The sequence below is a fragment of the Campylobacter sp. CFSAN093249 genome (genome assembly GCF_011067895.1).
Lineage (GTDB): Bacteria > Campylobacterota > Campylobacteria > Campylobacterales > Campylobacteraceae > Campylobacter_D > Campylobacter_D jejuni.
The window spans coordinates 171035-193856 of record NZ_JAAMWM010000005.1; the positions used below are offsets into that span (position 1 = coordinate 171035).

At 28.7% G+C, this 22822-nt stretch carries 23 protein-coding genes; 13 read left to right on the forward strand and 10 right to left on the reverse strand.

Features of this window, described 5'->3' with window-relative positions; all coding sequences use genetic code 11:
- Window positions 1-10 precede the first annotated feature (10 nt).
- From FBF10_RS04695 to waaC, 10 genes are all read right to left on the reverse strand, one after another.
- Entirely contained in the window at window positions 11-1075 is a 1065-nt protein-coding gene (locus tag FBF10_RS04695; protein ID WP_002869599.1) for a glycosyltransferase family A protein, read from the reverse strand.
- A gap of 296 nt (window positions 1076-1371) precedes the next feature.
- Entirely contained in the window at window positions 1372-1899 is a 528-nt protein-coding gene (locus FBF10_RS04705; protein WP_002869598.1) for a GNAT family N-acetyltransferase, read from the reverse strand.
- 21 nt (window positions 1900-1920) lie between these two features.
- On the reverse strand, window positions 1921-2364 hold the full coding sequence (locus FBF10_RS04710) for an acyltransferase (RefSeq protein ID WP_020247173.1): 444 nt from the start codon (window positions 2362-2364) through the stop codon (window positions 1921-1923).
- On the reverse strand, window positions 2354-2758 hold the full coding sequence (wlaRB, locus tag FBF10_RS04715) for a class E lipooligosaccharide biosynthesis 3,4-ketoisomerase WlaRB (protein ID WP_002860228.1): 405 nt from the start codon (window positions 2756-2758) through the stop codon (window positions 2354-2356). Before wlaRB ends, FBF10_RS04710 begins: the two co-directional genes overlap by 11 nt.
- On the reverse strand, window positions 2755-3204 hold the full coding sequence (gene wlaRA / locus FBF10_RS04720) for a class E lipooligosaccharide biosynthesis 3,4-ketoisomerase WlaRA (protein ID WP_002912325.1): 450 nt from the start codon (window positions 3202-3204) through the stop codon (window positions 2755-2757). The genes wlaRB and wlaRA overlap by 4 nt, the downstream gene beginning before the upstream one ends.
- Window positions 3205-3206: 2 nt before the next feature.
- Window positions 3207-4238 (reverse strand): dTDP-glucose 4,6-dehydratase, encoded by a 1032-nt coding sequence (gene rfbB / locus FBF10_RS04725; RefSeq protein WP_002860226.1) that lies wholly within the window; start codon window positions 4236-4238, stop codon window positions 3207-3209.
- On the reverse strand, window positions 4238-5116 hold the full coding sequence (gene rfbA / locus FBF10_RS04730; RefSeq protein ID WP_002869595.1) for a glucose-1-phosphate thymidylyltransferase RfbA: 879 nt from the start codon (window positions 5114-5116) through the stop codon (window positions 4238-4240). Before rfbA ends, rfbB begins: the two co-directional genes overlap by 1 nt.
- Before the next feature lie 10 nt (window positions 5117-5126).
- The gene (locus tag FBF10_RS04735) at window positions 5127-5828 is read right to left on the reverse strand and encodes a glycosyltransferase family 2 protein (protein WP_002869594.1); all 702 of its coding nucleotides are present in this window, start codon (window positions 5826-5828) and stop codon (window positions 5127-5129) included.
- Window positions 5825-6703, reverse strand: a complete 879-nt coding sequence (gene htrB, locus FBF10_RS04740; RefSeq protein ID WP_052789826.1) for a lipid A biosynthesis lauroyl acyltransferase HtrB — start codon at window positions 6701-6703, stop codon at window positions 5825-5827. The genes FBF10_RS04735 and htrB overlap by 4 nt, the downstream gene beginning before the upstream one ends.
- Window positions 6693-7721, reverse strand: a complete 1029-nt coding sequence (waaC, locus tag FBF10_RS04745) for a lipopolysaccharide heptosyltransferase I (protein ID WP_020247040.1) — start codon at window positions 7719-7721, stop codon at window positions 6693-6695. Before waaC ends, htrB begins: the two co-directional genes overlap by 11 nt.
- A 66-nt stretch (window positions 7722-7787) precedes the next feature.
- Here waaC and FBF10_RS04750 point away from each other — a divergent pair, with 66 nt between their 5' ends.
- The 13 genes from FBF10_RS04750 to FBF10_RS04810 all read left to right on the forward strand — a co-directional run bounded on the left by FBF10_RS04750 (window position 7788) and on the right by FBF10_RS04810 (window position 22782).
- Window positions 7788-8582, forward strand: a complete 795-nt coding sequence (locus FBF10_RS04750) for a 3'-5' exonuclease (RefSeq protein WP_020247039.1) — start codon at window positions 7788-7790, stop codon at window positions 8580-8582.
- 57 nt (window positions 8583-8639) lie between these two features.
- Window positions 8640-9626 carry a UDP-glucose 4-epimerase GalE gene (gene galE / locus FBF10_RS04755; protein WP_002874249.1) on the forward strand — a complete coding sequence of 329 codons (987 nt, stop codon included), beginning with the start codon at window positions 8640-8642 and terminating at the stop codon, window positions 9624-9626.
- Complete coding sequence (gene pglK / locus FBF10_RS04760) at window positions 9620-11314, forward strand: ABC-type lipopolysaccharide transporter PglK (RefSeq protein ID WP_052789827.1); 1695 nt, start codon at window positions 9620-9622, stop codon at window positions 11312-11314. The genes galE and pglK overlap by 7 nt, the downstream gene beginning before the upstream one ends.
- Window positions 11311-12390, forward strand: coding sequence for a GalNAc-alpha-(1->4)-GalNAc-alpha-(1->3)-diNAcBac-PP-undecaprenol alpha-1,4-N-acetyl-D-galactosaminyltransferase (pglH, locus tag FBF10_RS04765; protein WP_079268903.1), 1080 nt, complete (start codon window positions 11311-11313; stop codon window positions 12388-12390). The genes pglK and pglH overlap by 4 nt, the downstream gene beginning before the upstream one ends.
- Window positions 12383-13312, forward strand: a complete 930-nt coding sequence (gene pglI, locus FBF10_RS04770; RefSeq protein ID WP_002860218.1) for a GalNAc(5)-diNAcBac-PP-undecaprenol beta-1,3-glucosyltransferase — start codon at window positions 12383-12385, stop codon at window positions 13310-13312. The genes pglH and pglI overlap by 8 nt, the downstream gene beginning before the upstream one ends.
- A complete protein-coding gene (gene pglJ, locus FBF10_RS04775; protein WP_004308592.1) occupies window positions 13300-14397 on the forward strand; it encodes an N-acetylgalactosamine-N,N'-diacetylbacillosaminyl-diphospho-undecaprenol 4-alpha-N-acetylgalactosaminyltransferase in 1098 nt (365 codons plus the stop codon). The genes pglI and pglJ overlap by 13 nt, the downstream gene beginning before the upstream one ends.
- Window positions 14398-14400: 3 nt before the next feature.
- Window positions 14401-16542 carry an undecaprenyl-diphosphooligosaccharide--protein glycotransferase gene (pglB, locus tag FBF10_RS04780; protein WP_002860216.1) on the forward strand — a complete coding sequence of 714 codons (2142 nt, stop codon included), beginning with the start codon at window positions 14401-14403 and terminating at the stop codon, window positions 16540-16542.
- Window positions 16543-16551: 9 nt separating this feature from the next.
- Window positions 16552-17682, forward strand: coding sequence for a N,N'-diacetylbacillosaminyl-diphospho-undecaprenol alpha-1,3-N-acetylgalactosaminyltransferase (gene pglA, locus FBF10_RS04785; RefSeq protein WP_004308596.1), 1131 nt, complete (start codon window positions 16552-16554; stop codon window positions 17680-17682).
- Window positions 17675-18277: an undecaprenyl phosphate N,N'-diacetylbacillosamine 1-phosphate transferase gene (gene pglC, locus FBF10_RS04790; protein WP_002852766.1), complete on the forward strand. Its 603-nt coding sequence runs from the start codon at window positions 17675-17677 to the stop codon at window positions 18275-18277. Before pglA ends, pglC begins: the two co-directional genes overlap by 8 nt.
- Window positions 18264-18854 carry a UDP-N-acetylbacillosamine N-acetyltransferase gene (gene pglD / locus FBF10_RS04795; RefSeq protein ID WP_004308598.1) on the forward strand — a complete coding sequence of 197 codons (591 nt, stop codon included), beginning with the start codon at window positions 18264-18266 and terminating at the stop codon, window positions 18852-18854. Before pglC ends, pglD begins: the two co-directional genes overlap by 14 nt.
- Before the next feature lie 97 nt (window positions 18855-18951).
- Window positions 18952-20112, forward strand: a complete 1161-nt coding sequence (gene pglE / locus FBF10_RS04800) for a UDP-N-acetylbacillosamine transaminase (RefSeq protein ID WP_002852877.1) — start codon at window positions 18952-18954, stop codon at window positions 20110-20112.
- Window position 20113: 1 nt separating this feature from the next.
- The gene (pglF, locus tag FBF10_RS04805) at window positions 20114-21889 is read left to right on the forward strand and encodes a UDP-N-acetylglucosamine 4,6-dehydratase (configuration-retaining) (RefSeq protein WP_004308601.1); all 1776 of its coding nucleotides are present in this window, start codon (window positions 20114-20116) and stop codon (window positions 21887-21889) included.
- A complete protein-coding gene (locus FBF10_RS04810; protein WP_002856519.1) occupies window positions 21889-22782 on the forward strand; it encodes a PDC sensor domain-containing protein in 894 nt (297 codons plus the stop codon). Before pglF ends, FBF10_RS04810 begins: the two co-directional genes overlap by 1 nt.
- The last annotated feature ends 40 nt before the right edge of the window (window positions 22783-22822 follow it).

Sequence of the window (22822 nt, forward strand, 5' to 3'; positions counted from 1 at the left end):
TAACTCCATATTAGCAAATCGTTATAATTATAATATATAATATTAGAAAGAAACATACTATTATTAAAAAATTGGAAATTTTTTTATATTTTCTATATTTTTTTATAAAAATATCCCCTGTATCGCATTTTTTTGCTAATTGTAGATAGTCTTTAAATGTAAAATTATATTTTTCATATAAAATTTTAGCATTGGCATCATTTTTATAAAATTCCATTATTTTATGATAACCCCAATATTTTTTATATATGTTGTCAGATTCTAAAGCCATTATTCCTAAAAAAAAAGGCAATGTCTCTTGATAAGGTTTTATATTTGTTTTATTTACTTCTTTATGAAAAATTTGCTCTAATAAAAATATATTATCAAATTTTAAGTAAGTATCTAAGAGCATTTCTGTTTCTAGGTTTTCTCGAGTTGTTGTGATGCTATTATGAGCACTTATATTTGTTTTGTCTCTAGTTCTTCTGTATCTTATAAGTTGTGTTTCAAGTATTTTAATTTCGCCAATATTTAATATATCAATATGCATCTTCATATCTTGATAGTTGCACATTGAATTTGGTAAAGGATATAATTTTTCAAAAACATCTCTTTTTAAAGATAATCCAACTGATGTTAAGCAGTTGTATCGCATAAATAAATAATATAATAATTCTACCTTATTTCTTTGTTTTAATGGATATAAGTTCCCTAAAATTTCATTATTTTCATCTATACAAATCAAATTTGGATATACAGCTATAATATCATTATCTTTAAATGTTTTATAGATAATTTCTAAAGCATTTTTTTCTAATATATCATCACTTGCGCAAAATACTATGTATTCTCCATTTGAGTTTTCAAAAGCTGTATTTAATGTCGCATTTATACCTTTGTTAAATTCATGTTTTATAAGTTTTATTTTTGGATCTTTAAATTTTTGAATTTCTTTTGTGCTATTATCACTTGAACAATCATCTACTATAATGAGCTCAAAATCACTAAAACTTTGCTCTAAAACACTTTGTAAAAAATAACTCACATATTTTTCATGATTAAAACATGGGGTTAGAATGGAAATTTTTGCCATTACTTTATCCTTGTAATATTATAACTTATTTAATTTTTGAGCGATAATTTTAAATCCATCAATACCTGAAATTATAAAATAGTTTTCAAATTCTTGAAAGACATTATATCCTATAAATTCGTTTACTAAAATAGATTTAATAATTTTACTATTATTGATAATGGGAAGTTGATATTCTTGAAAAATAAATGCTCGAATTTAATTATGTGTTTCAAAACTTGTTTTTTAAAATTAATTTCTATGATCAAGGTTTATATCTTTTTTTGAAAAATGATTTTAATAATATTTTAGACTATTTATAGATATTTCTTATATTTTTCTTTTGCAATTTCATATTCTTGTTTTGAAATGTTAAAATAAAAATTATCAATATCTTCTTTAATAATTTTAGCACCAAATTTTTTATGAAAGGCTATAACTCTATCGTTATCTTTTCTTACATCAAAATGACTAGCATTAAAACCTAAATTATAAAATGCGAATTCATACACATTCATAACAACCTCTATGGATATATAAAAGGCAACCCCATGTTTTATTATAAAACTTCCCCAGCAAAAAGAATCGTCAATAAAGTCATACAATCTAACTAGGCCTAACTTTTCATTATTTTTATTTCTGATTGTAAAATAAAATTCTTTTTTATTTTTTTCTCTCTTCTTATATAATCTAATCCATTCTCTTTGCTTTTTTATATCATTATCTATTTTGTTTAAAAATTTATTTTTTACAACATCACTTCTGAGTTCAAAAATAAATCCAGCATCTTCGTCATCAACTAAATACATATTAATATTTTTTCCAATTATGCAAAAATCACTCATTTGCATAATCCTTGTAAAAAATTATTGTTTTGAAATAATTTTGCAATAATAAGTTGTATTGGCTGCAATATCTTTTGTAACGATAGCCCCCCCCCCTATCACTGCATTTTCTCCTATAATTACACCTGGTAAAATTGTCGCATTAGCACCAATACTCGCGCCTTTTTTAATTATAGTTTTTAAAAATTCTTTTGGATATTGTTTTGATTTTGGATATTTATCATTGCAAAATGTTACATTTGGCCCTATAAAAACATTATCTTCTATTGTTATACCATCCCATATTTGAACCCCGCACTTAATCGTAACATCATCTCCAATCACAACATCATTTTCTATAAAGCAATGAGAACATATATTGCAATTATCTCCTATTTTAGCATTAGGTAAAACTACGCAAAATTGCCATATATTTGTATTTTTACCTATATTACTACTTTGTACATCTGACATTTTATGTATCATTAATATTCCTTAAAAATTCATCATAATTTCTTATATACTCTTTTTCATCATAAAAATCACTTGCCAAAACTAGCAATTTTGCTCCATAAGAAAAATTTTTCATTTCTCTCCACATATTTTTACCTATATAAAGACCCATATCAGGACGATTTAAACAAATTTTTTCACAATTTTTTCCATCATTTAGTATTATATCACAAGAACCACTCATCATTATAAGCACTTGCTCTAAATTTTTATGTGCATGTGCTCCTCTTGGAAAATTTGGATCTGTATCAAATATATAATACACCCTTTTTATCTCAAATGGAATTTCTTTATTGCTTTCTAAAGCTACTAATTTACCTCTATCATCTTTTATGGCATCTAACTTTAAAATTTTATAATTTTTCATGCCACTTTTAAGGCATGATTTTTATAGCATACCCCCCCCCGCCGCCCTATATTATTTTTTAATTCACAAAAATACTTATAATCATAAATATACTCTTTTTCATCATAATAAGTATTTGTTAATACCAATAAAATACAATCTTTAGAAAAATTATACATTTGTTTCCATATCATTTTATCTATATATAAGCCTTTGGTTTTATCATTTAATATTATTTTTTGTTTTGTTTGTCCATCGTCTATTAAAATTTCGCAACTTCCATTTAAAGCTATAAAAATAAATTCTGAATTTAAATTAGCATGATCACCTCTTATTGAATCATTTAAAAAATCATATATATAAAAAATTCTTTTAATTTCAAATGGACAATTTACATCTTTTTGATGGACATTTAATATTGAATTTTTACTATTTATGGTTTTGAATTTTAATATTGTATAGTTCAAATTTAACCCTTGTATTTTTTAATATACCATTGTATAGTTTTATCTAAACCGCTATTAAAATTTTCTTGTGCTTTCCAACCTATAACCCTCTGTAATTTTGTCGGATCTATGGCATATCTTCTATCATGACCTGCTCTATCCTTTACAAAAGTAATTTGCTCTTTATAAGAAGTATTTTTTGGCAATACATTATCTAAATAAGAACAAATTTTATTAGCTATGTCTATATTTTGCCATTCTTCATTTGTTCCTATATTAAATACATCAAAAAAGCTATTATTTTCTTTTATCTTTTCAAAAGCATATTTATAAATACTTTCTATAGCCACGCAATGATCTTTTACATATAGCCAATCTCTTATATTCTTACCATCTCCATATATTGGAATTTGAGCGTTATTTAATGCATTTCTTATTATGGTAGGTATAAGTTTTTCATCATGCTGAAAAGGTCCGTAATTGTTAGAACAATTAGAAATAACAGCATTTAATCCATAAGTATGATGATAACTTCTAACAAGCATATCAGCACTTGCTTTTGAAGCTGAATAAGGGGAATTTGGAGCATAAGCGTTATCTTCTGTAAATTTTCCATTTTCTCCCAAAGATCCATAAACTTCATCTGTACTTATTTGATAAAAGAAACTTTGTTTAAATTCGTCTTTTTTAAGAAAAGGTTCGAGAAACCAAGTTTTATAAGCTGAGTTTAATAAATTCCAAGTTCCGTATATATTTGTTTTTATAAAAATATCTGGATTTTTTATAGAATTATCTACATGTGATTCTGCTGCAAAATTTATAACCGCATTTATTTTATATTTGCTGAAAATTTCATTAACCAAAAAAACATCACTTATATCTCCTTGAATAAATACATAATTAGGATTATTTTTTAATTTATTTAAATTTGATATATTGCTAGCATATGTTAAAAAATCTAAATTTATAATTTTAGCATCTGGATTTTTCTCAAAAAAATATAATAAAAAATTACTACCTATAAAACCAGCTCCGCCAGTAACTAAAATATACATTATTTTCCTTGACTAAGTATTTTATATAAATATTGACCATAATTACTTTTTGAAAGTAACAATGCTCTTTTTTCTAGGGTTTCATTATCTATCCAGTTGTTATTGTAGGCTATTTCTTCTAAGCAGGCAATCTTATAACCCTGCCTTAATTCTATGGTTTGCACAAACGAACTAGCTTCTATAAGACTATCGTGAGTTCCTGTGTCAATCCAAGCAAAACCTCTTCCTAAATGTTGTGATTTTAGCTTATTTAACCTTAAATATTCTATATTTACATCTGTTATTTCAAGTTCTCCTCTTGCACTTGGTTTTATATTTTTTGCAATATCTATAGCGTCATTATTATAAAAATATAAACCAGTTGCCACATAGTTGCTTTTTGGATTTTTGGGTTTTTCTTCTAGGCTTAAAACATTTCCATTTTGATCCATTTCTACCACTCCAAATCTTTCTGGATCTTTTACATGATAAGAAAAAATACTAGCAAACCCTTTTTTTAAGTCATCTTTTGCATTTTCCAAAATATCACTAAAGCCTTGTCCGTAAAAAATATTATCTCCTAAAATTAATGCAATATCATCATTTTGAATAAAATCTTGCGCCAAAATAAGTCCTTGCGCTAAACCTTCTGGACGCTCTTGAATTTTATACTGAATTTGCATTCCAAGAAAAGAACCATCTTTGAATAGCTCTTTAAATCTATCAATATCTTTTGGAGTAGAAATAATCAAAACTTCTTTAATTTTTGCAAGCATTAAAACAGACATAGGATAATAAATCATTGGTTTATCGTATATAGGTAAAAGTTGCTTGCATAAAGTTAATGTGCTAGGATAAAGCCTAGTTCCACTACCTCCAGCTAAAATAATGCCTTTCATTGTTGCACTCCTATTTAATATATTTCCAAAAAGTATATTGTGCATAAAGCTTTGCTATGATAAAACCTCTTTTGCCTTCTAAAAAACCTAATTTTACAAAATAAAGTTTAAAAAAAGTCCAATAAGGATTTATTAAAGCTTTAAGAAGGTTATTTTTTTTAGGATTTAGACTTGAGTATTTGTTTTGTTTATCTATAAATTGCTCGATATTTTCATAAGCATAATGTAAAAAATGATGTTTTAATTTCCCTATTTTTTCTTGACAGATTATGCTTTCGTGAACTTCTCTTTCATTAAATTTGGCATATTTTTTATGAAATAGTCTTATGTTATAATCAGGATATAGCCCCATTTTTGTTATTGCTTCTCCAAAGAAAAAATTTAATCTTGCTACTTTGTATGCTTTAAATGATGGATTTTTAATTATTTGTAATACTTCCTCTTTTAATTCTTCAGTAAAAACTTCATCACTATCTAAAACAAATATCCAATCATTAGTTGCTTTTTCAACTCCAAATTGTTTTTGCTTTCCAAAACCAAGCCAATCTTGATGAAAAATTTTGATGTTTTTAAAAGCTTTTGCTATTATTAGACTATCATCTGTGCTTCCGCTATCTATTAAAATAATTTCATTGGCAAAATTAACACTTTGTAATACTTCTTGAAGATATTTTTGACTATTAAAAGTTAGTATTACTATTGAAATATTCATGAGTATATTCCTTGATTATAACTTGCAAAGCGTCTATGAAAAAAAAAGTATTCCCAAGGTCTTTTTTTAATCATTTCTTCGCAACTTTGCGCTTGATAAAGTGTCAGTTCTTCTAAGCTTGCATTTTGAGAATCTTTTGCTTTAAAAAACTCTATGCAAAATTTACCATCTTCTTTATAGGCATAAACAGGGATGATCAAAGCATTGCTTCTTTGTGCGATAAGGCTTGCTCCCATTTGATAATTCACTTCTTTGTTAAAAAATTTTAATCTTACGCTTTCGTTTTCTACGCAGTCTTGATCAGTTAAAATTCCCAAAGTTCTCCCTTTTTTTAGAGCGCTTAGCATTTGTCTTATGCCGCCTTTTTTGTCGATAAGTTCTATGTCAAATTGGGTGCGACTTTGGCTTAAAATTTCATACATAATTTCACTTTTTAACTTTTTCCCTACTATAGAAATTGCACCATATTTAGCTGCATAAGCAAGGCTTAAAATTTCCCAGTTTCCATAGTGTGCAGTTGTGAAGATAATAGGACGCTTTAAAGCTAGAGCATCTATAAGAAAATTTTCATTGATGAAATTTACTTTATTGAGAATTTTTTCTTTAGTGGTGTTTTGATTTTGCAAACAATCAATTCCAAATTGAGCAAAATTTTCATAAATTTTTAAAGACAATTTATCGCGTTCTTTTTGAGTGTATTGAGGAAAACAGATTTGCAAATTTGTATCGATGATTTTGCGGTGTTTTTTGTTAAGATGAAAAGCGATTCTTGCTACAATCAAAGCTAAAAAATGCAAGATACACTCAGGCATAAAAGTAACAAAAAATTTCAAAATATAATAAAGACTAAGATATATTTTATCACTATTTTTCATTAAGTAAGCCTTTGGCAAGTTTGAAGATATCTTCTTCTTCTATACGCGTGATACAAAAATCACTTTTATCGATATGCTTGGCATTTTGAATTTTTTTACCTGTATTAATGATTTTATTGATATGAGTTTGAAAAGCATTGCGGTAGCTTGGTGTTGCACCAAAAATCGTAATAGATGCTTTATTTAAAGCAAAAGCTAAATGTGTTGGACCGCTATCATTTCCTATGATAAGATCCATTATTTTTGTAAAAGCCATTAGCTCTTCAAGATTAAATTTTGGCGCTAATTCTATATGTGTTTCATCAATACCACTAAGATTTAAAACCTCTTTAGCAAATTCGTATTCTTTTACATTTCCCCAAGCGAGCCAAATTTTTGTTTGTTGAAATTCATTGATTAAAAGTTTGCAAAGTATAGCAAGTTTGGTTTTAGGATAGATTTTATTTTCTACACTTGAACCCACATGTATGAGTATGTTTTTTTCGTTTTTGTCGAGCTTGAGTTTATTGTTTAAGAGTTGTTTTAAATTTTCATCTACGCTAAAAATATCTTGTTTAAAGGCTAAATTTTTGACATTAAAATCAGTATTTAACATAAAGGAGGTAAGACTTAAGTATCTTACAAATACATTTTCATTGTAATCTAACTCAAGTTTTTGGTTGTAGAAATTATGAGCAAAACTTTCTTTAAGACTATTTTTATCAAAACCAAAATTATTTCTACTTAAAATTCGACTTACAATAGCAGATTTTATAAGCCCTTGTAGATCTATTACTACATTATAGTTGTTTTTTCTTGCTTTAAGAAGAATTTTTAGGCTTTTTAAAATTTTTTTGTCTTTTAAGGGCAGGGCATAGAGTTTGTCTATTAAAGGATGGTTTTTAAGTATGCCTTCAAATTTTTCATCTACAAACCAATGAATTTCTATATCTTTTTTAAAATTTTTGATAAATTGCAAAACCACGGCACTTTGGATAATATCACCAAGTGCTGACAAACGAACAATTGCTATTTTCATTAAAAGCCTAATATTTTAAAATTTTTGCTATGATTTTAGCGAAATTATTTAAAAAAAGGTTAAAAAATGGCAAAAAATGAAGGTTATATTTGTGTTTTTGATTGTGAGAGTGTGCCAGATGTTGAGCTTATCCGCAAAACTTTAGGTTTTGAAGGAAGTGATTTGGAGGTAAGTTTAAAAGCACTTCAGTGGCAAAAAGAACAAAGCGGGAGTGAGTTTTTGCCTTTGCCTTATCATAAAATCATCAGTATTTGTGCGGTTTTAAGCGATAATTTTGGAAAATTTATCAAAGTAAATAAAATTGATGGGCAAAATGAAAAAGAAATGATTGAGAATTTTTTCAATTTTATAGAAAATTATGAGCCAAAATTAGTCAGTTTTAATGGTAAAAATTTTGATATGCCTGTTCTTGTTTTAAGGGCTTTAAAATACAATTTAAAAGCAGCAACTTATTTAGATACTCAAAGTGATAAATGGAATAATTATAAAACAAGATTTTCAGAATTAAAACATTGTGATTTATTAGAATCCTTAGGATCTAATGGGCGTGGAATAAAGCTTGATACACTTTGCTCTATGGTGGGTTTGCCAGGAAAATACGATGTGCATGGTGATGAGGTGATGAAACTTTTTTATGAAGATGAACTTGAAAAAATCCACGAATATTGTGAAAGTGATGTTTTAAACACCTATATGCTTTTTTTAAAATATGAACTTATTAAAGCTAATGTTAGTGAAGAAGATTATGTTGATTTTCTTTCTTATATGAGAGATTTTTTGCGTTCAAAAAAATCAGATCGTTCTTATACAGAAGTTTTTGCAAAAGCTTGTGAGAGTGAAATTTCAAAAGTTCGATCTTAAGTATTTAAGAAAATATATTAAAATTTATTTTTGACATTTTCAAAAAAAGGAATGATGATGAAAATTCTTATTAGCGGTGGTGCAGGTTATATAGGTTCTCATACTTTAAGACAATTTTTAAAAACAGATCATGAAATTTGTGTTTTAGATAATCTTTCTAAGGGTTCTAAAATCGCAATAGAAGATTTGCAAAAAATAAGAGCTTTTAAATTTTTTGAACAAGATTTAAGTGATTTTCAAGGCGTAAAAGCATTGTTTGAGAGAGAAAAATTTGACGCTATTGTGCATTTTGCAGCGAGCATTGAAGTTTTTGAAAGTATGCAAAATCCTTTAAAATATTATATGAACAACACTGTTAATACAACAAATCTCATCGAAACTTGTTTGCAAACTGGAGTGAATAAATTTATATTTTCTTCAACGGCGGCCACTTATGGCGAACCACAAACTCCCGTTGTGAGCGAAACAAGTCCTTTAGCACCTATTAATCCTTATGGGCGTAGTAAGCTTATGAGTGAAGAAGTTTTGCGTGATGCAAGTATGGCAAATCCTGAATTTAAGCATTGTATTTTAAGATATTTTAATGTTGCAGGTGCTTGTATGGATTATACTTTAGGACAACGCTATCCAAAAGCGACTTTGCTTATAAAAGTTGCAGCTGAATGTGCCGCAGGAAAACGTGATAAACTTTTCATATTTGGCGATGATTATGATACGAAAGATGGCACTTGCATAAGAGATTTTATCCATGTGGATGATATTTCAAGTGCGCATTTAGCGGCTTTGGATTATTTACAAGAGAATGAAAGCAATGTTTTTAATGTAGGTTATGGACATGGTTTTAGCGTAAAAGAAGTGATTGAAGCGATGAAAAAAGTTAGCGGAGTGGATTTTAAAGTAGAACTTGCCCCACGCCGTGCGGGTGATCCTAGTGTATTGATTTCTGATGCAAGTAAAATCAGAAATCTTACTTCTTGGCAGCCTAAATATGATGATTTAGAGCTTATTTGTAAATCTGCTTTTGATTGGGAAAAACAGTGTTAAAAAAACTTTTTTTTATTTTAAGTAAGGAAGATAAAAATTTTTTATTTTTCTTGCTTGTTTTTTCAGTATTTATTTCTTTTATAGAAACTTTTGCAATTTCTTTGGTAATGCCTTTTATCACTTTGGCTAGTGATTTTTCTTATTTTGATCGTAATAAATATTTAATCAGCCTAAAAGAATATCTTAATATCCCTGTTTTTGAAATCATTGTTTATTTTGGAGTGGGGCTTATTGTTTTTTATGTGTTTAGAGCTTTGTTAAATGCGTATTATTTTCATCTTTTGGCAAGATTTTCTAAAGGGCGTTATCATGCGATCGCTTATAAGGTTTTTTCTAAATTTTTAAATATTAATTATGAAAAATTTACTCAAAAAAATCAATCTGAAATTTTAAAGTCCATTACAGGGGAAGTTTATAATCTAAGCACTATGATTTCATCATTTTTACTTTTGATGAGTGAAATTTTTGTAGTACTTTTGCTTTATGCTTTAATGCTTTTGATTAATTATAAAATCACTTTATTTTTAAGTATTTTTATGGTGTTAAATGCCTTTATTTTAGTGAAAATTTTAAGCCCTATCATTAAAAAAGCAGGAGTAAGACGCGAAGAAGCGATGAAAAATTTCTTTGAAATTTTAAATACAAATTTAAATAATTTCAAATTTATTAAGCTTAAAACCAAAGAAGATGGAGTATTAAGTCTTTTTAAAGCGCAAAGTGAAGCTTTTTCTAAAGCAAATATTACCAACGAAAGTGTAGCTGCGGTGCCTAGAATTTATCTTGAAGGAATAGGTTTTTGTGTACTTGTTTTTATCGTGGTATTTTTGGTGTTGAAAAATGAAAGTGATATTTCAGGTATTTTATCCACGATTTCTATTTTTGTTTTAGCACTTTATCGCTTAATGCCAAGTGCAAATCGTATTATTACAAGTTATCATGATTTGCTTTATTATCATTCTTCTTTGGATATTATTTATCAAAATTTAAGACAAGAAGAAGAAAATTTGGGCGAGGAAAAATTAAGCTTTAATCAAGAGCTTAAAATTTACAACCTTAGCTTTGGTTATGAGGGAAAAAAATATTTATTTAAAAATCTTAACTTAAACATTAAAAAAGGCGAAAAAATCGCTTTTATAGGGGAGAGTGGTTGCGGAAAAAGTACCTTAGTAGATCTTATCATAGGACTTTTAAAACCAAAAGAAGGGCAAATTTTAATTGATAAGCAAGAATTAAATGCAAATAATACAAAAAATTATCGCCAAAAAATAGGCTATATCCCGCAAAATATCTATCTTTTTAATGACAGTATAGCTAAAAATATCACTTTTGGAGATGCGGTTGATGAAGAAAAACTTAATAGGGTTATCAAACAAGCAAATTTAGAGCATTTTATAAAAAATTTATCTCAAGGAGTGCAAACAAAAGTGGGTGATGGGGGGAGTAATTTAAGCGGGGGACAAAAACAACGCATAGCTATAGCAAGAGCTTTATATTTAGAGCCTGAAATTTTAGTGCTTGATGAAGCAACTTCTGCTCTTGATACTCAAAGTGAAGCAAAAATCATGGATGAAATTTATAAAATTTCTAAAGATAAAACCATGATTATTATCGCACATCGCCTTTCTACGATAACGCAATGTGATAAGGTTTATCGTTTAGAACACGGTAAGCTTAAAGAGGAGAAATGATGAAAATAAGCTTTATTATCGCAACTTTAAATTCAGGAGGCGCTGAGCGTGTTTTAGTAACCTTAGTTAATGCACTTTGCAAAGAGCATGAAGTAAGTATTATTAAATTTCATGCAGGAGAATCTTTTTATAAGCTTGAAAATGAAGTTAAAGTTACAAGTTTAGAACAATTTAGATTTGATACGCTTTATCATAAAATCGCAAGTCGTTTTAAGAAATTTTTTGCTTTAAGAAAGGCTTTGAAAGAAAGTAAGGCTGATGTTTTTATTTCTTTTTTGGATACGACTAATATTGCTTGTATTGCTGCGAAAATAGGGTTTAAAACTCCACTCATTATAAGTGAGCATAGCAATGAAGCGTATTTAAAACCTAAAATTTGGCGTTTTTTAAGAAGGGTAAGCTATCCTTTTTGTGATGCTTTAAGTGTGCTTGGAAGCAGTGATAAGGTGTATTATGAAAGATTTGTAAAAAGGGTTAGGCTTTTATTAAACCCTTGTCATTTTAGCGATGAAATTCCTTTTGATTCTAGTTTTGAAAAGGAAAATTTGGTTCTTTTTATAGGGCGTTTAGATCACAACAAAAACCCTGCAATGTTTTTAAAAGCTATAGCGCATTTGGATAAAAATTTGCAAGAAAATTATAAATTTGTTATAGCAGGAGATGGAGAGTTAAGGCAAGAACTTGAATACAAGGTAAAATCTTTAGGAATAAAAGTTGATTTTTTAGGACGAGTTGAAAATGTCAAGACTCTTTATGAAAAAGCAAAAGTGCTTTGTCTTTGTTCTTTTGTAGAGGGTTTGCCAACGGTTTTAATTGAAAGTTTGTATTTTGAGGTTTGTAGAATTTCAAGTTCTTATTATAATGGTGCTAAGGATTTAATCAAAGATAATCATGATGGGCTTTTGATAGGTTGTGATGATGAAATAGCACTTGCTAAAAAACTTGAACTTGTTTTAAATGATGAAAATTTTAGAAAAGAACTTGTAAATAATGCCAAACAAAGGTGTAAAGACTTTGAAATTTCTCATATCAAAGAAGAATGGCTTAAGCTTATAGCTGAGGTTAAAAATGCCTAAACTTTCTGTTATAGTACCAACTTTTAATCGTCAAGTTTTGTTAGAAAAGGCTATTAAAAGCATACAAAATCAAGATTTTAAAGATTTAGAAATTATTGTAAGCGATGATAATTCTAGCGATGATACTAAAAGTGTGGTGCAAAATTTACAAAAAGATGATGATCGCATTAAGTATTTTTTAAATCAAAATTACAAACAGGGCCCAAATGGCAATAAAAATAATGGCTTAGATCAAGCAAGTGGCGAGTTTGTAACTTTTTTAGATGATGATGATGAGCTTTTATCTGGGGCTTTAAGTACCTTGATGCAAAAAGCAAATGAGGGTTATGCTCATGTTTTTGGAAATTGTTTGATAGAAAAAGAAGGAAATTTAAGCAAGGAATTTAGCGGTAAGGGCTTGGAAAAAGATAGTGAAATTTCTAAAAAAGATTTTTTAATGGCTAAATTTAGCGGAGAGTTTTTTTCTGTTTTTAAAAAATCTCTACTTGAAAACAAGCGTTTTAATGAAGAATTTTATGGCAATGAAGCCACGCTTTGGGTAAATTTATACAAGGAAAAAAGTTTTTATATCCATAAGGCTTTTAGGATTTATAGAATTTTTAGGCAAGATAGCGTGACTTTAGGGGCGAGTAAAAATGCTTATAGGGTGTATTTGGGATATTTAGAGCTTGCTAAAAATTTAGAAAATGAACTTAGAATGAGTAAGGATGAAGATTATAAAAAAACTTGTGCGAGTTATTATAAAATGGCAGCTTATTATGCAAAACTTGCAAAAAATTATAAAGCCCTTTATAAATGTTTGTTTAAAAGCCTAAGTATAAAAATCAACGCTCCTGCTTTGATATTACTCATTTTAAGTATAATTCCAAATAATATGATTGAAAAATTATCAAAAATTCGGGTGGCTTTATGCAAAAATTAGGCATTTTTATTTATTCTTTAGGAAGTGGTGGTGCTGAAAGAGTTGTGGCGACTTTATTGCCTATTTTAAGTTTGAAATTTGAAGTGCATTTGATCTTGATGAATGATAAAATTTCTTATGAAATTCCAGAGTGTCAAATTCATTTTTTAGAATGTTCAAAACCTAGTGAAAATCCTATTTTGAAATTTTTAAAACTACCTTTTTTGGCTTTAAAATACAAAAAACTTTGCAGAAATTTAGATATTGATACAGAATTTGTTTTTTTAAATCGACCTAATTATATAGCCTTAATAGCAAGAATGTTTGGAAGCAAAACTCGCCTTGTGATCAATGAATGCACTACGCCAAGTGTGATGTATATGAAAAATAATTTTAATTCTTTGGTAAATAAATTTTTAATTTCTTTGCTTTACCCAAAAGCTGATTTAATCTTGCCTAATTCTAAGGGAAATTTAGAAGATTTGGTGCAAAATTTTAGTATAAATCCAAAAAAATGTGAAATTTTATACAATGCCATCGATTTAGAAAACATAGGGCAAAAAGCCCTTGAAGACATAGCTTTAAAAGATAAATTTATTTTAAGTGTAGGCAGGCTTGATAAAGGTAAAAATCATGCTTTATTAATTCGTGCTTATGCGAGATTGAAAACAGGTTTAAAGCTTGTGATTTTAGGTGAAGGTGTGCTTAAAGATGAGCTTTTAGCTTTGATTAAAGAATTAAATTTGGAAGAAAAGGTTTTGCTTTTAGGATTTGATAATAATCCTTATAAATACATGGCTAAATGCGAATTTTTTGCTTTTGCTTCTGTGTTTGAAGGTTTTTCAAATGTTTTAATCGAAAGTTTGGCTTGTTCTTGTGCGGTGGTTTGCACTGATCATAAAAGTGGTGCAAGAGAGCTTTTTGGCGATGATGAATTTGGACTTTTAGTAGAAGTAGATAATGAAAACTCTATGTTTCAGGGTTTAAAAACTATGCTTGAAGACGATAAATTAAGAAAAGCGTATAAAAACAAAGCTAAAACTAGGGCTAAAGCCTTTGATAAAGTAAAAATTGCACGCGATGCTTTGAAATATTTATTAGGATAAAAGATGTTGAAAAAAGAGTATTTAAAAAACCCTTATTTAGTTTTGTTTGCGATGATTATATTAGCTTATGTTTTTAGTGTATTGTGTAGATTTTACTGGATTTGGTGGGCAAGTGAGTTTAATGAGTATTTTTTCAATAATCAATTAATGATCATTTCAAACGATGGCTATGCCTTTGCTGAGGGCGCAAGAGATATGATAGCAGGTTTTCATCAGCCTAATGATTTGAGTTATTATGGATCTTCTTTATCTACGCTTACTTATTGGCTTTATAAAATCACACCTTTTTCTTTTGAAAGTATCATTTTATATATGAGTACTTTTTTATCTTCTTTGGTGGTGATTCCTATTATTTTACTAGCTAATGAATACAAACGTCCTTTAATGGGCTTTGTAGCTGCTCTTTTAGCAAGTGTAGCAAACAGTTATTATAATCGCACTATGAGTGGGTATTATGATACGGATATGCTGGTAATTGTTTTACCTATGTTTATTTTATTTTTTATGGTAAGAATGATTTTAAAAAAAGACTTTTTTTCATTGATTGCCTTGCCATTATTTATAGGGATTTATCTTTGGTGGTATCCTTCAAGTTATACTTTAAATGTAGCTTTAATTGGACTTTTTTTAATTTATACACTTATTTTTCATAGAAAAGAAAAGATTTTTTATATAGCTGTGATTTTGTCTTCTCTTACTCTTTCAAATATAGCATGGTTTTATCAAAGTGCCATTATAGTAATACTTTTTGCTTTATTTGCTTTAGAGCAAAAACGCTTAAATTTTATGATTATAGGAATTTTAGGTAGTGCAACTTTGATATTTTTGATTTTAAGCGGTGGGGTTGATCCCATACTTTATCAGCTTAAATTTTATATTTTTAGAAGTGATGAAAGTGCGAATTTAACACAGGGCTTTATGTATTTTAATGTTAATCAAACCATACAAGAAGTTGAAAATGTAGATTTTAGCGAATTTATGCGAAGAATTAGTGGTAGTGAAATTGTTTTCTTGTTTTCTTTGTTTGGTTTTGTATGGCTTTTGAGAAAACATAAAAGTATGATTATGGCTTTACCTATATTGGTGCTTGGGTTTTTAGCCTTAAAAGGGGGGCTTAGATTTACCATTTATTCTGTACCTGTAATGGCTTTAGGATTTGGTTTTTTATTGAGCGAGTTTAAGGCTATATTGGTTAAAAAATATAGCCAATTAACTTCAAATGTTTGTATTGTTTTTGCAACTATTTTGACTTTAGCTCCAGTATTTATCCATATTTACAACTATAAAGCGCCAACAGTTTTTTCTCAAAATGAAGCATCATTATTAAATCAATTAAAAAATATAGCCAATAGAGAAGATTATGTGGTAACTTGGTGGGATTATGGTTATCCTGTGCGTTATTATAGCGATGTGAAAACTTTAGTAGATGGTGGAAAGCATTTAGGTAAGGATAATTTTTTCCCTTCTTTTGCTTTAAGCAAAGATGAACAAGCTGCGGCTAATATGGCAAGACTTAGTGTAGAATATACAGAAAAAAGCTTTTATGCTCCGCAAAATGATATTTTAAAATCAGACATTTTACAAGCCATGATGAAAGATTATAATCAAAGCAATGTGGATTTATTTCTAGCTTCATTATCAAAACCTGATTTTAAAATCGATACACCAAAAACTCGTGATATTTATCTTTATATGCCCGCTAGAATGTCTTTGATTTTTTCTACGGTGGCTAGTTTTTCTTTTATTAATTTAGATACAGGAGTTTTGGATAAACCTTTTACTTTTAGTACAGCTTATCCACTTGATGTTAAAAATGGAGAAATTTATCTTAGCAACGGAGTGGTTTTAAGTGATGATTTTAGAAGTTTTAAAATAGGTGATAATGTGGTTTCTGTAAATAGTATCGTAGAGATTAATTCTATTAAACAAGGTGAATACAAAATCACTCCAATCGATGATAAGGCTCAGTTTTATATTTTTTATTTAAAGGATAGTGCTATTCCTTATGCACAATTTATTTTAATGGATAAAACCATGTTTAATAGTGCTTATGTGCAAATGTTTTTTTTGGGAAATTATGATAAGAATTTATTTGACTTGGTGATTAATTCTAGAGATGCTAAGGTTTTTAAACTTAAAATTTAAGGGTTGAAAATGAGAATAGGATTTTTATCACATGCAGGAGCGAGTATTTATCATTTTAGAATGCCTATTATAAAAGCGTTAAAAGATAGAAAAGATGAAGTTTTTGTTATAGTGCCGCAAGATGAATACACGCAAAAACTTAGAGATCTTGGCTTAAAAGTAATTGTTTATGAGTTTTCAAGAGCTAGTTTAAATCCTTTTGTGGTTTTAAAGAATTTTTTTTATCTTGCTAAGGTTTTGAAAAATTTAAATCTTGATTTTATTCAAAGTGCGGCACACAAAAGCAATACTTTTGGAATTTTAGCAGCAAAATGGGCAAAAATTCCTTATCGTTTTGCTTTGGTAGAAGGCTTGGGATCTTTTTATATAGATCAAGGTTTTAAGGCAAATTTAGTGCGTTTTGTTATTAATAGTCTTTATAAATTAAGTTTTAAATTTGCACACCAATTTATTTTTGTCAATGAAAGTAATGCTGAGTTTATGCGGAATTTAGGACTTAAAGAAAATAAAATTTGCGTGATAAAATCTGTAGGGATCAATTTAAAAAAAATTTTTCCTATTTATGTAGAATCGGAAAAAAAAGAGCTTTTTTGGAAAAATTTAAACATAGATAAAAAACCCATTGTACTTATGATAGCAAGAGCTTTATGGCATAAAGGTGTAAAAGAATTTTATGAAAGTGCTACTATGCTAAAAGACAAAGCAAATTTTGTTTTAGTTGGTGGAAGAGATGAAAATCCTTCTTGTGCGAGTTTGGAGTTTTTAAACTCTGGCGTGGTGCATTATTTGGGTGCTAGAAGTGATATAGTCGAGCTTTTGCAAAATTGTGATATTTTTGTTTTGCCAAGCTATAAAGAAGGCTTTCCTGTAAGTGTTTTGGAGGCAAAAGCTTGCGGTAAGGCTATAGTGGTGAGTGATTGTGAAGGTTGTGTGGAGGCTATTTCTAATGCTTATGATGGACTTTGGGCAAAAACAAAAAATGCTAAAGATTTAAGCGAAAAAATTTCACTTTTATTAGAAGATGAAAAATTAAGATTAAATTTAGCTAAAAATGCCGCCCAAGATGCTTTACAATACGATGAAAATATAATCGCACAGCGTTATTTAAAACTTTATGATAGGGTAATTAAGAATGTATGAAAAAGTTTTTAAAAGAATTTTTGATTTTATTTTAGCTTTAGTGCTTTTAGTACTTTTTTCTCCGGTGATTTTAATCACTGCTTTACTTTTAAAAATCACTCAAGGAAGTGTGATTTTTACCCAAAATCGTCCCGGGTTAGATGAAAAAATTTTTAAAATTTATAAATTTAAAACCATGAGCGATGAAAGAGATGAAAAGGGTGAGTTATTAAGCGATGAATTGCGTTTGAAAGCTTTTGGAAAAATCGTTAGAAGCTTAAGTTTGGATGAGCTTTTGCAACTTTTTAATGTTTTAAAAGGGGATATGAGTTTTGTTGGACCTAGACCTCTTTTGGTTGAGTATTTGCCTCTTTACAATAAAGAGCAAAAATTGCGTCATAAAGTGCGTCCAGGTATAACAGGATGGGCGCAGGTAAATGGTAGAAATGCTATTTCTTGGCAGAAAAAATTCGAACTTGATGTGTATTATGTGAAAAATATTTCTTTTTTGCTTGATTTAAAAATCATGTTTTTAACAGCCTTAAAGGTTTTAAAACGAAGTGGGGTAAGCAAAGAAGGACATGTTACAACGGAGAAATTTAATGGCAAGAACTGAAAAAATTTATATTTATGGTGCTAGTGGTCATGGGCTTGTTTGTGAAGATGTGGCTAAAAATATGGGTTATAAAGAATGTATTTTTTTAGATGATTTTAAAGGAATGAAATTTGAAAGTACCTTACCTAAATATGATTTTTTTATAGCCATAGGAAACAATGAAATTCGAAAAAAGATTTATCAAAAAATTTCAGAAAATGGCTTTAAAATTGTCAATCTTATCCATAAAAGTGCACTTATAAGTCCTAGCGCAATCGTGGAAGAAAGTGCAGGAATTTTAATCATGCCTTATGTAGTGATTAACGCTAAAGCTAAAATAGAAAAAGGTGTGATTTTAAATACTTCAAGCGTAATTGAGCATGAATGTGTGATAGGGGAATTTTCTCATGTGAGTGTGGGAGCTAAATGTGCGGGTAATGTAAAAATTGGTAAAAATTGTTTTTTAGGGATTAATTCTTGTGTTTTGCCTAATTTAAGTTTGGCAGATGATAGTATTTTAGGTGGTGGAGCAACTTTAGTTAAAAATCAAGATGAAAAAGGTGTTTTTGTGGGAGTACCTGCAAAAAGAAAAATATGAAATGATTATAAAAAGATTTTTGTTTGATTCTTTGTAAATTTTTTTAGGTAAAATAGAGTCAATTTATAAAAATTTTGTTTTACACAAAGGATAAATCATGAGATTTTTTCTTTCTCCTCCGCATATGGGTGGTAATGAATTAAAATACATAGAAGAAGTTTTCAAAAGCAATTATATAGCACCTTTGGGTGAATTTGTAAATCGCTTTGAACAAAGTGTCAAGGCTTACAGTAAAAGTGAAAATGCCTTAGCTTTAAATTCAGCCACAGCGGCTTTGCATTTAGCTTTAAGGGTGGCAGGGGTAAAACAAGATGATATTGTTTTGGCTTCTTCTTTTACTTTTATCGCTTCAGTAGCACCTATTTGTTATCTTAAAGCAAAACCTGTATTTATAGATTGTGATGAAACTTATAATATCGATGTAGATTTATTAAAGCTTGCTATTAAAGAATGTGAAAAAAAACCAAAAGCATTGATTTTAACTCATCTTTATGGCAATGCGGCTAAAATGGATGAAATTGTTGAAATTTGCAAAGAAAATGAAATTGTTTTAATCGAAGATGCTGCTGAAGCTTTAGGAAGTTTTTATAAGAATAAAGCTTTAGGAACTTTTGGAGAATTTGGAGCTTATTCTTATAATGGCAATAAAATTATCACCACTTCAGGTGGAGGTATGCTTATAGGAAAAAATAAAGAAAAGATTGAAAAAGCAAGATTTTATAGCACTCAAGCTAGGGAAAATTGTTTGCATTATGAACATTTAGATTATGGTTATAATTACCGCTTAAGCAATGTTTTAGGAGCTATTGGCGTAGCACAAATGGAGGTTTTAGAACAAAGAGTGCTTAAAAAAAGAGAAATTTATGAGTGGTATAAAGAATTTTTAGGAGAGTGTTTTAGCTTTTTAGATGAATTAGAAAATTCAAGAAGCAATCGCTGGTTAAGTACAGCTTTGATTGATTTTGATAAAAATGAACTTAATTCTTGTCAAAAAGATATAAATATCAGTCAAAAAAATATTACTTTGCATCCAAAAATTTCAAAACTCATAGAAGATTTGAAAAATGAACAAATAGAAACAAGACCATTATGGAAAGCTATGCACGCTCAAGAAGTATTTAAAGGAGCTAAGGCTTATCTTAATGGCAATAGTGAGTTATTTTTCCAAAAAGGAATTTGTTTGCCAAGTGGCACGGCGATGAGTAAAGATGATGTTTATGAAATTTCAAAACTGATCTTAAAGAGCATAAAGGCTTAAAATGATTTTTTATAAAAGCAAAAGATTAGCATTTTTTTTAACTTCAGATATTGTTTTAATTTTACTTAGCGTTTATCTGGCTTTTTCTTTGAGATTTAGTGGAGATATTCCGAGTATTTTTTATCATGGTATGATGGTTTCTGCTATTATTTTGCTTGTTTTAAAACTTTCATTTTTGTTTGTTTTTAGAATTTATAAAGTAGCTTGGAGATTTTTTTCTCTCAATGAAGCAAGAAAGATTTTTATCGCTTTGCTTTTAGCTGAGTTTTGTTTTTTTCTTATTTTTTATTTTTTTAGTGATTTTTTTAATCCTTTTCCAAGAAGTGCTATTGTGATAGATTTTGTTCTTTCTTATATGTTTATAGGTACTTTAAGAATTAGCAAAAGAATGCTTGTGGATTTTAAACCTTTTAGAATGAAAGAAGAAGAAGAAACTCCTTGTATTGTAGTAGGGGCAACTTCTAAGGCTTTGCATTTGTTAAAAGGTGCAAAAGAAGGTTCTTTAGGGCTTTTTCCTGTAGGCGTAGTTGATGCGAGAAAAGAGCTTATAGGGACTTATTGTGATAAATTTATTGTAGAAGAAAAAGAAAAAATAAAATCTTATGTAGAACAAGGGGTAAAAACTGCCATTATTGCTTTAAGACTTGAGCAAGAAGAGCTTAAAAAACTTTTTGAAGAACTTGTAGCTTATGGTATTTGCGATGTAAAAATATTTTCTTTTACAAGAAACGAAGCAAGAGATATCAGTATAGAAGACTTGCTTGCTAGAAAACCAAAAGATTTAGATGATAATGCTGTGGCGGCTTTTTTAAAAGACAAGGTAGTTTTGGTAAGTGGAGCAGGTGGAACTATAGGCAGTGAACTTTGTAAGCAATGTATTAAATTTGGTGCTAAGCATCTTATTATGGTTGATCATAGTGAGTATAATCTTTATAAGATCAATGATGATTTAAATTTATATAAAGAAAAAATTACTCCTATTTTACTGAGTATTTTAGATAAGCAAAGTTTAGATGAGGTATTAAAAACTTATAAACCCGAGCTTATTTTACATGCAGCCGCTTATAAACATGTGCCTCTTTGCGAACAAAATCCACATTCAGCAGTAATCAATAATATTTTAGGAACCAAAATTTTATGCGACAGTGCTAAAGAAAATAAAGTAGCTAAATTTGTGATGATAAGTACAGATAAAGCAGTGCGACCAACAAATATTATGGGCTGTACTAAAAGAGTTTGCGAGCTTTATACTTTAAGTATGAGTGATGAAAATTTTGAAGTTGCTTGTGTGCGTTTTGGTAATGTTTTAGGTTCTAGTGGTAGTGTGATACCGAAATTTAAAGCACAAATTGCCAATAATGAGCCTTTAACTTTAACGCACCCTGATATAGTGCGTTATTTTATGCTTGTGGCTGAGGCAGTGCAACTTGTTTTACAGGCTGGAGCTATCGCAAAAGGAGGAGAGCTTTTTGTTTTGGATATGGGTAGGCCTGTGAAAATCATAGATTTAGCTAAAAAAATGCTTTTACTTTCTAATCGCAATGATTTAGAAATTAAAATCACAGGTTTAAGAAAAGGTGAGAAGCTTTATGAAGAGCTTTTGATTGATGAAAATGATGCTAAAACGCAATATGAGAGTATTTTTGTAGCAAAGAATGAGAAGGTTGATCTTGATTGGCTTAATAAAGAGATAGAAAATTTACAAATATGTGAAGATATTTCAGAGGCTTTATTAAAGATTGTACCTGAATTTAAACACAATAAAGAAGGCGTATAATGTATATAAAAGATATACAAAGATTTGAAGATAATCGCTATCGTGCTAGGGCTTATATGAGTTATATTTTAACAAGAAATCTGCCCAATAAACTTCCTGACATTCACCTTGAAACGATTAAAACAGCTTTGGATAAAATAGCTCATGAAGTTGTTGTTTTTGATGCTTTGTATATTTTAGATATTTCAGGCATGCAAATAGAAAATGCGATTTCCTTAAATAAGGCTCATGAAATAGGACAGGGTGAGGATAGAAGTACTCGTTCTTATTTTTATAGAGCTGTAAAATTAAGACGATGTGTTTTGAGCGATCCTTATCCTTCGGTTTTAAATAATGAGCTTTGCGTGACAGCTTCTATGCCAATTTACGATGATAAAAATAACTTGCTTTTTGTTGTTTGTATTGATATAAAACTTGAAGATATTTTAAAGATTATTCAAGCAGGAAAATTTGAATTTGTTTTTACTCAATTTAGTCGTTCGGTATATTTTTGCTTCGCGCTGGTTTTATTTGTGATTACTTGTTTTTTATTTCAAAAAGGTTTTTTTAGTCTTTTTGATAATCAAGCTATAGGTATAGAACATATGTTTGAAAGTACCATCGCTATAACTTTGGCTTTAGCTATTTTTGATTTGGCAAAAACTTTGATCGAACAAGAAGTATTAGGAAGGACAAAAAAAGAAGAAGGTGGAATTCAAAAAACTATGGTGAGATTTTTGGGTTCTATTATCATTGCTTTAGCTATAGAAGCTTTGATGTTGGTATTTAAACTTGCTATTGGTGATCTTTCTCAGATGATTTATGCGATTTATCTTATCGGTGGAGTGAGCTTGCTTCTTTTAGGTTTAAGTGTATATTTATTTACGGTTAAGTATAAAAATAATAATATTTGAGTAAAAATTTAAGTAAAAGATGATATAATGCTGTTTTTTA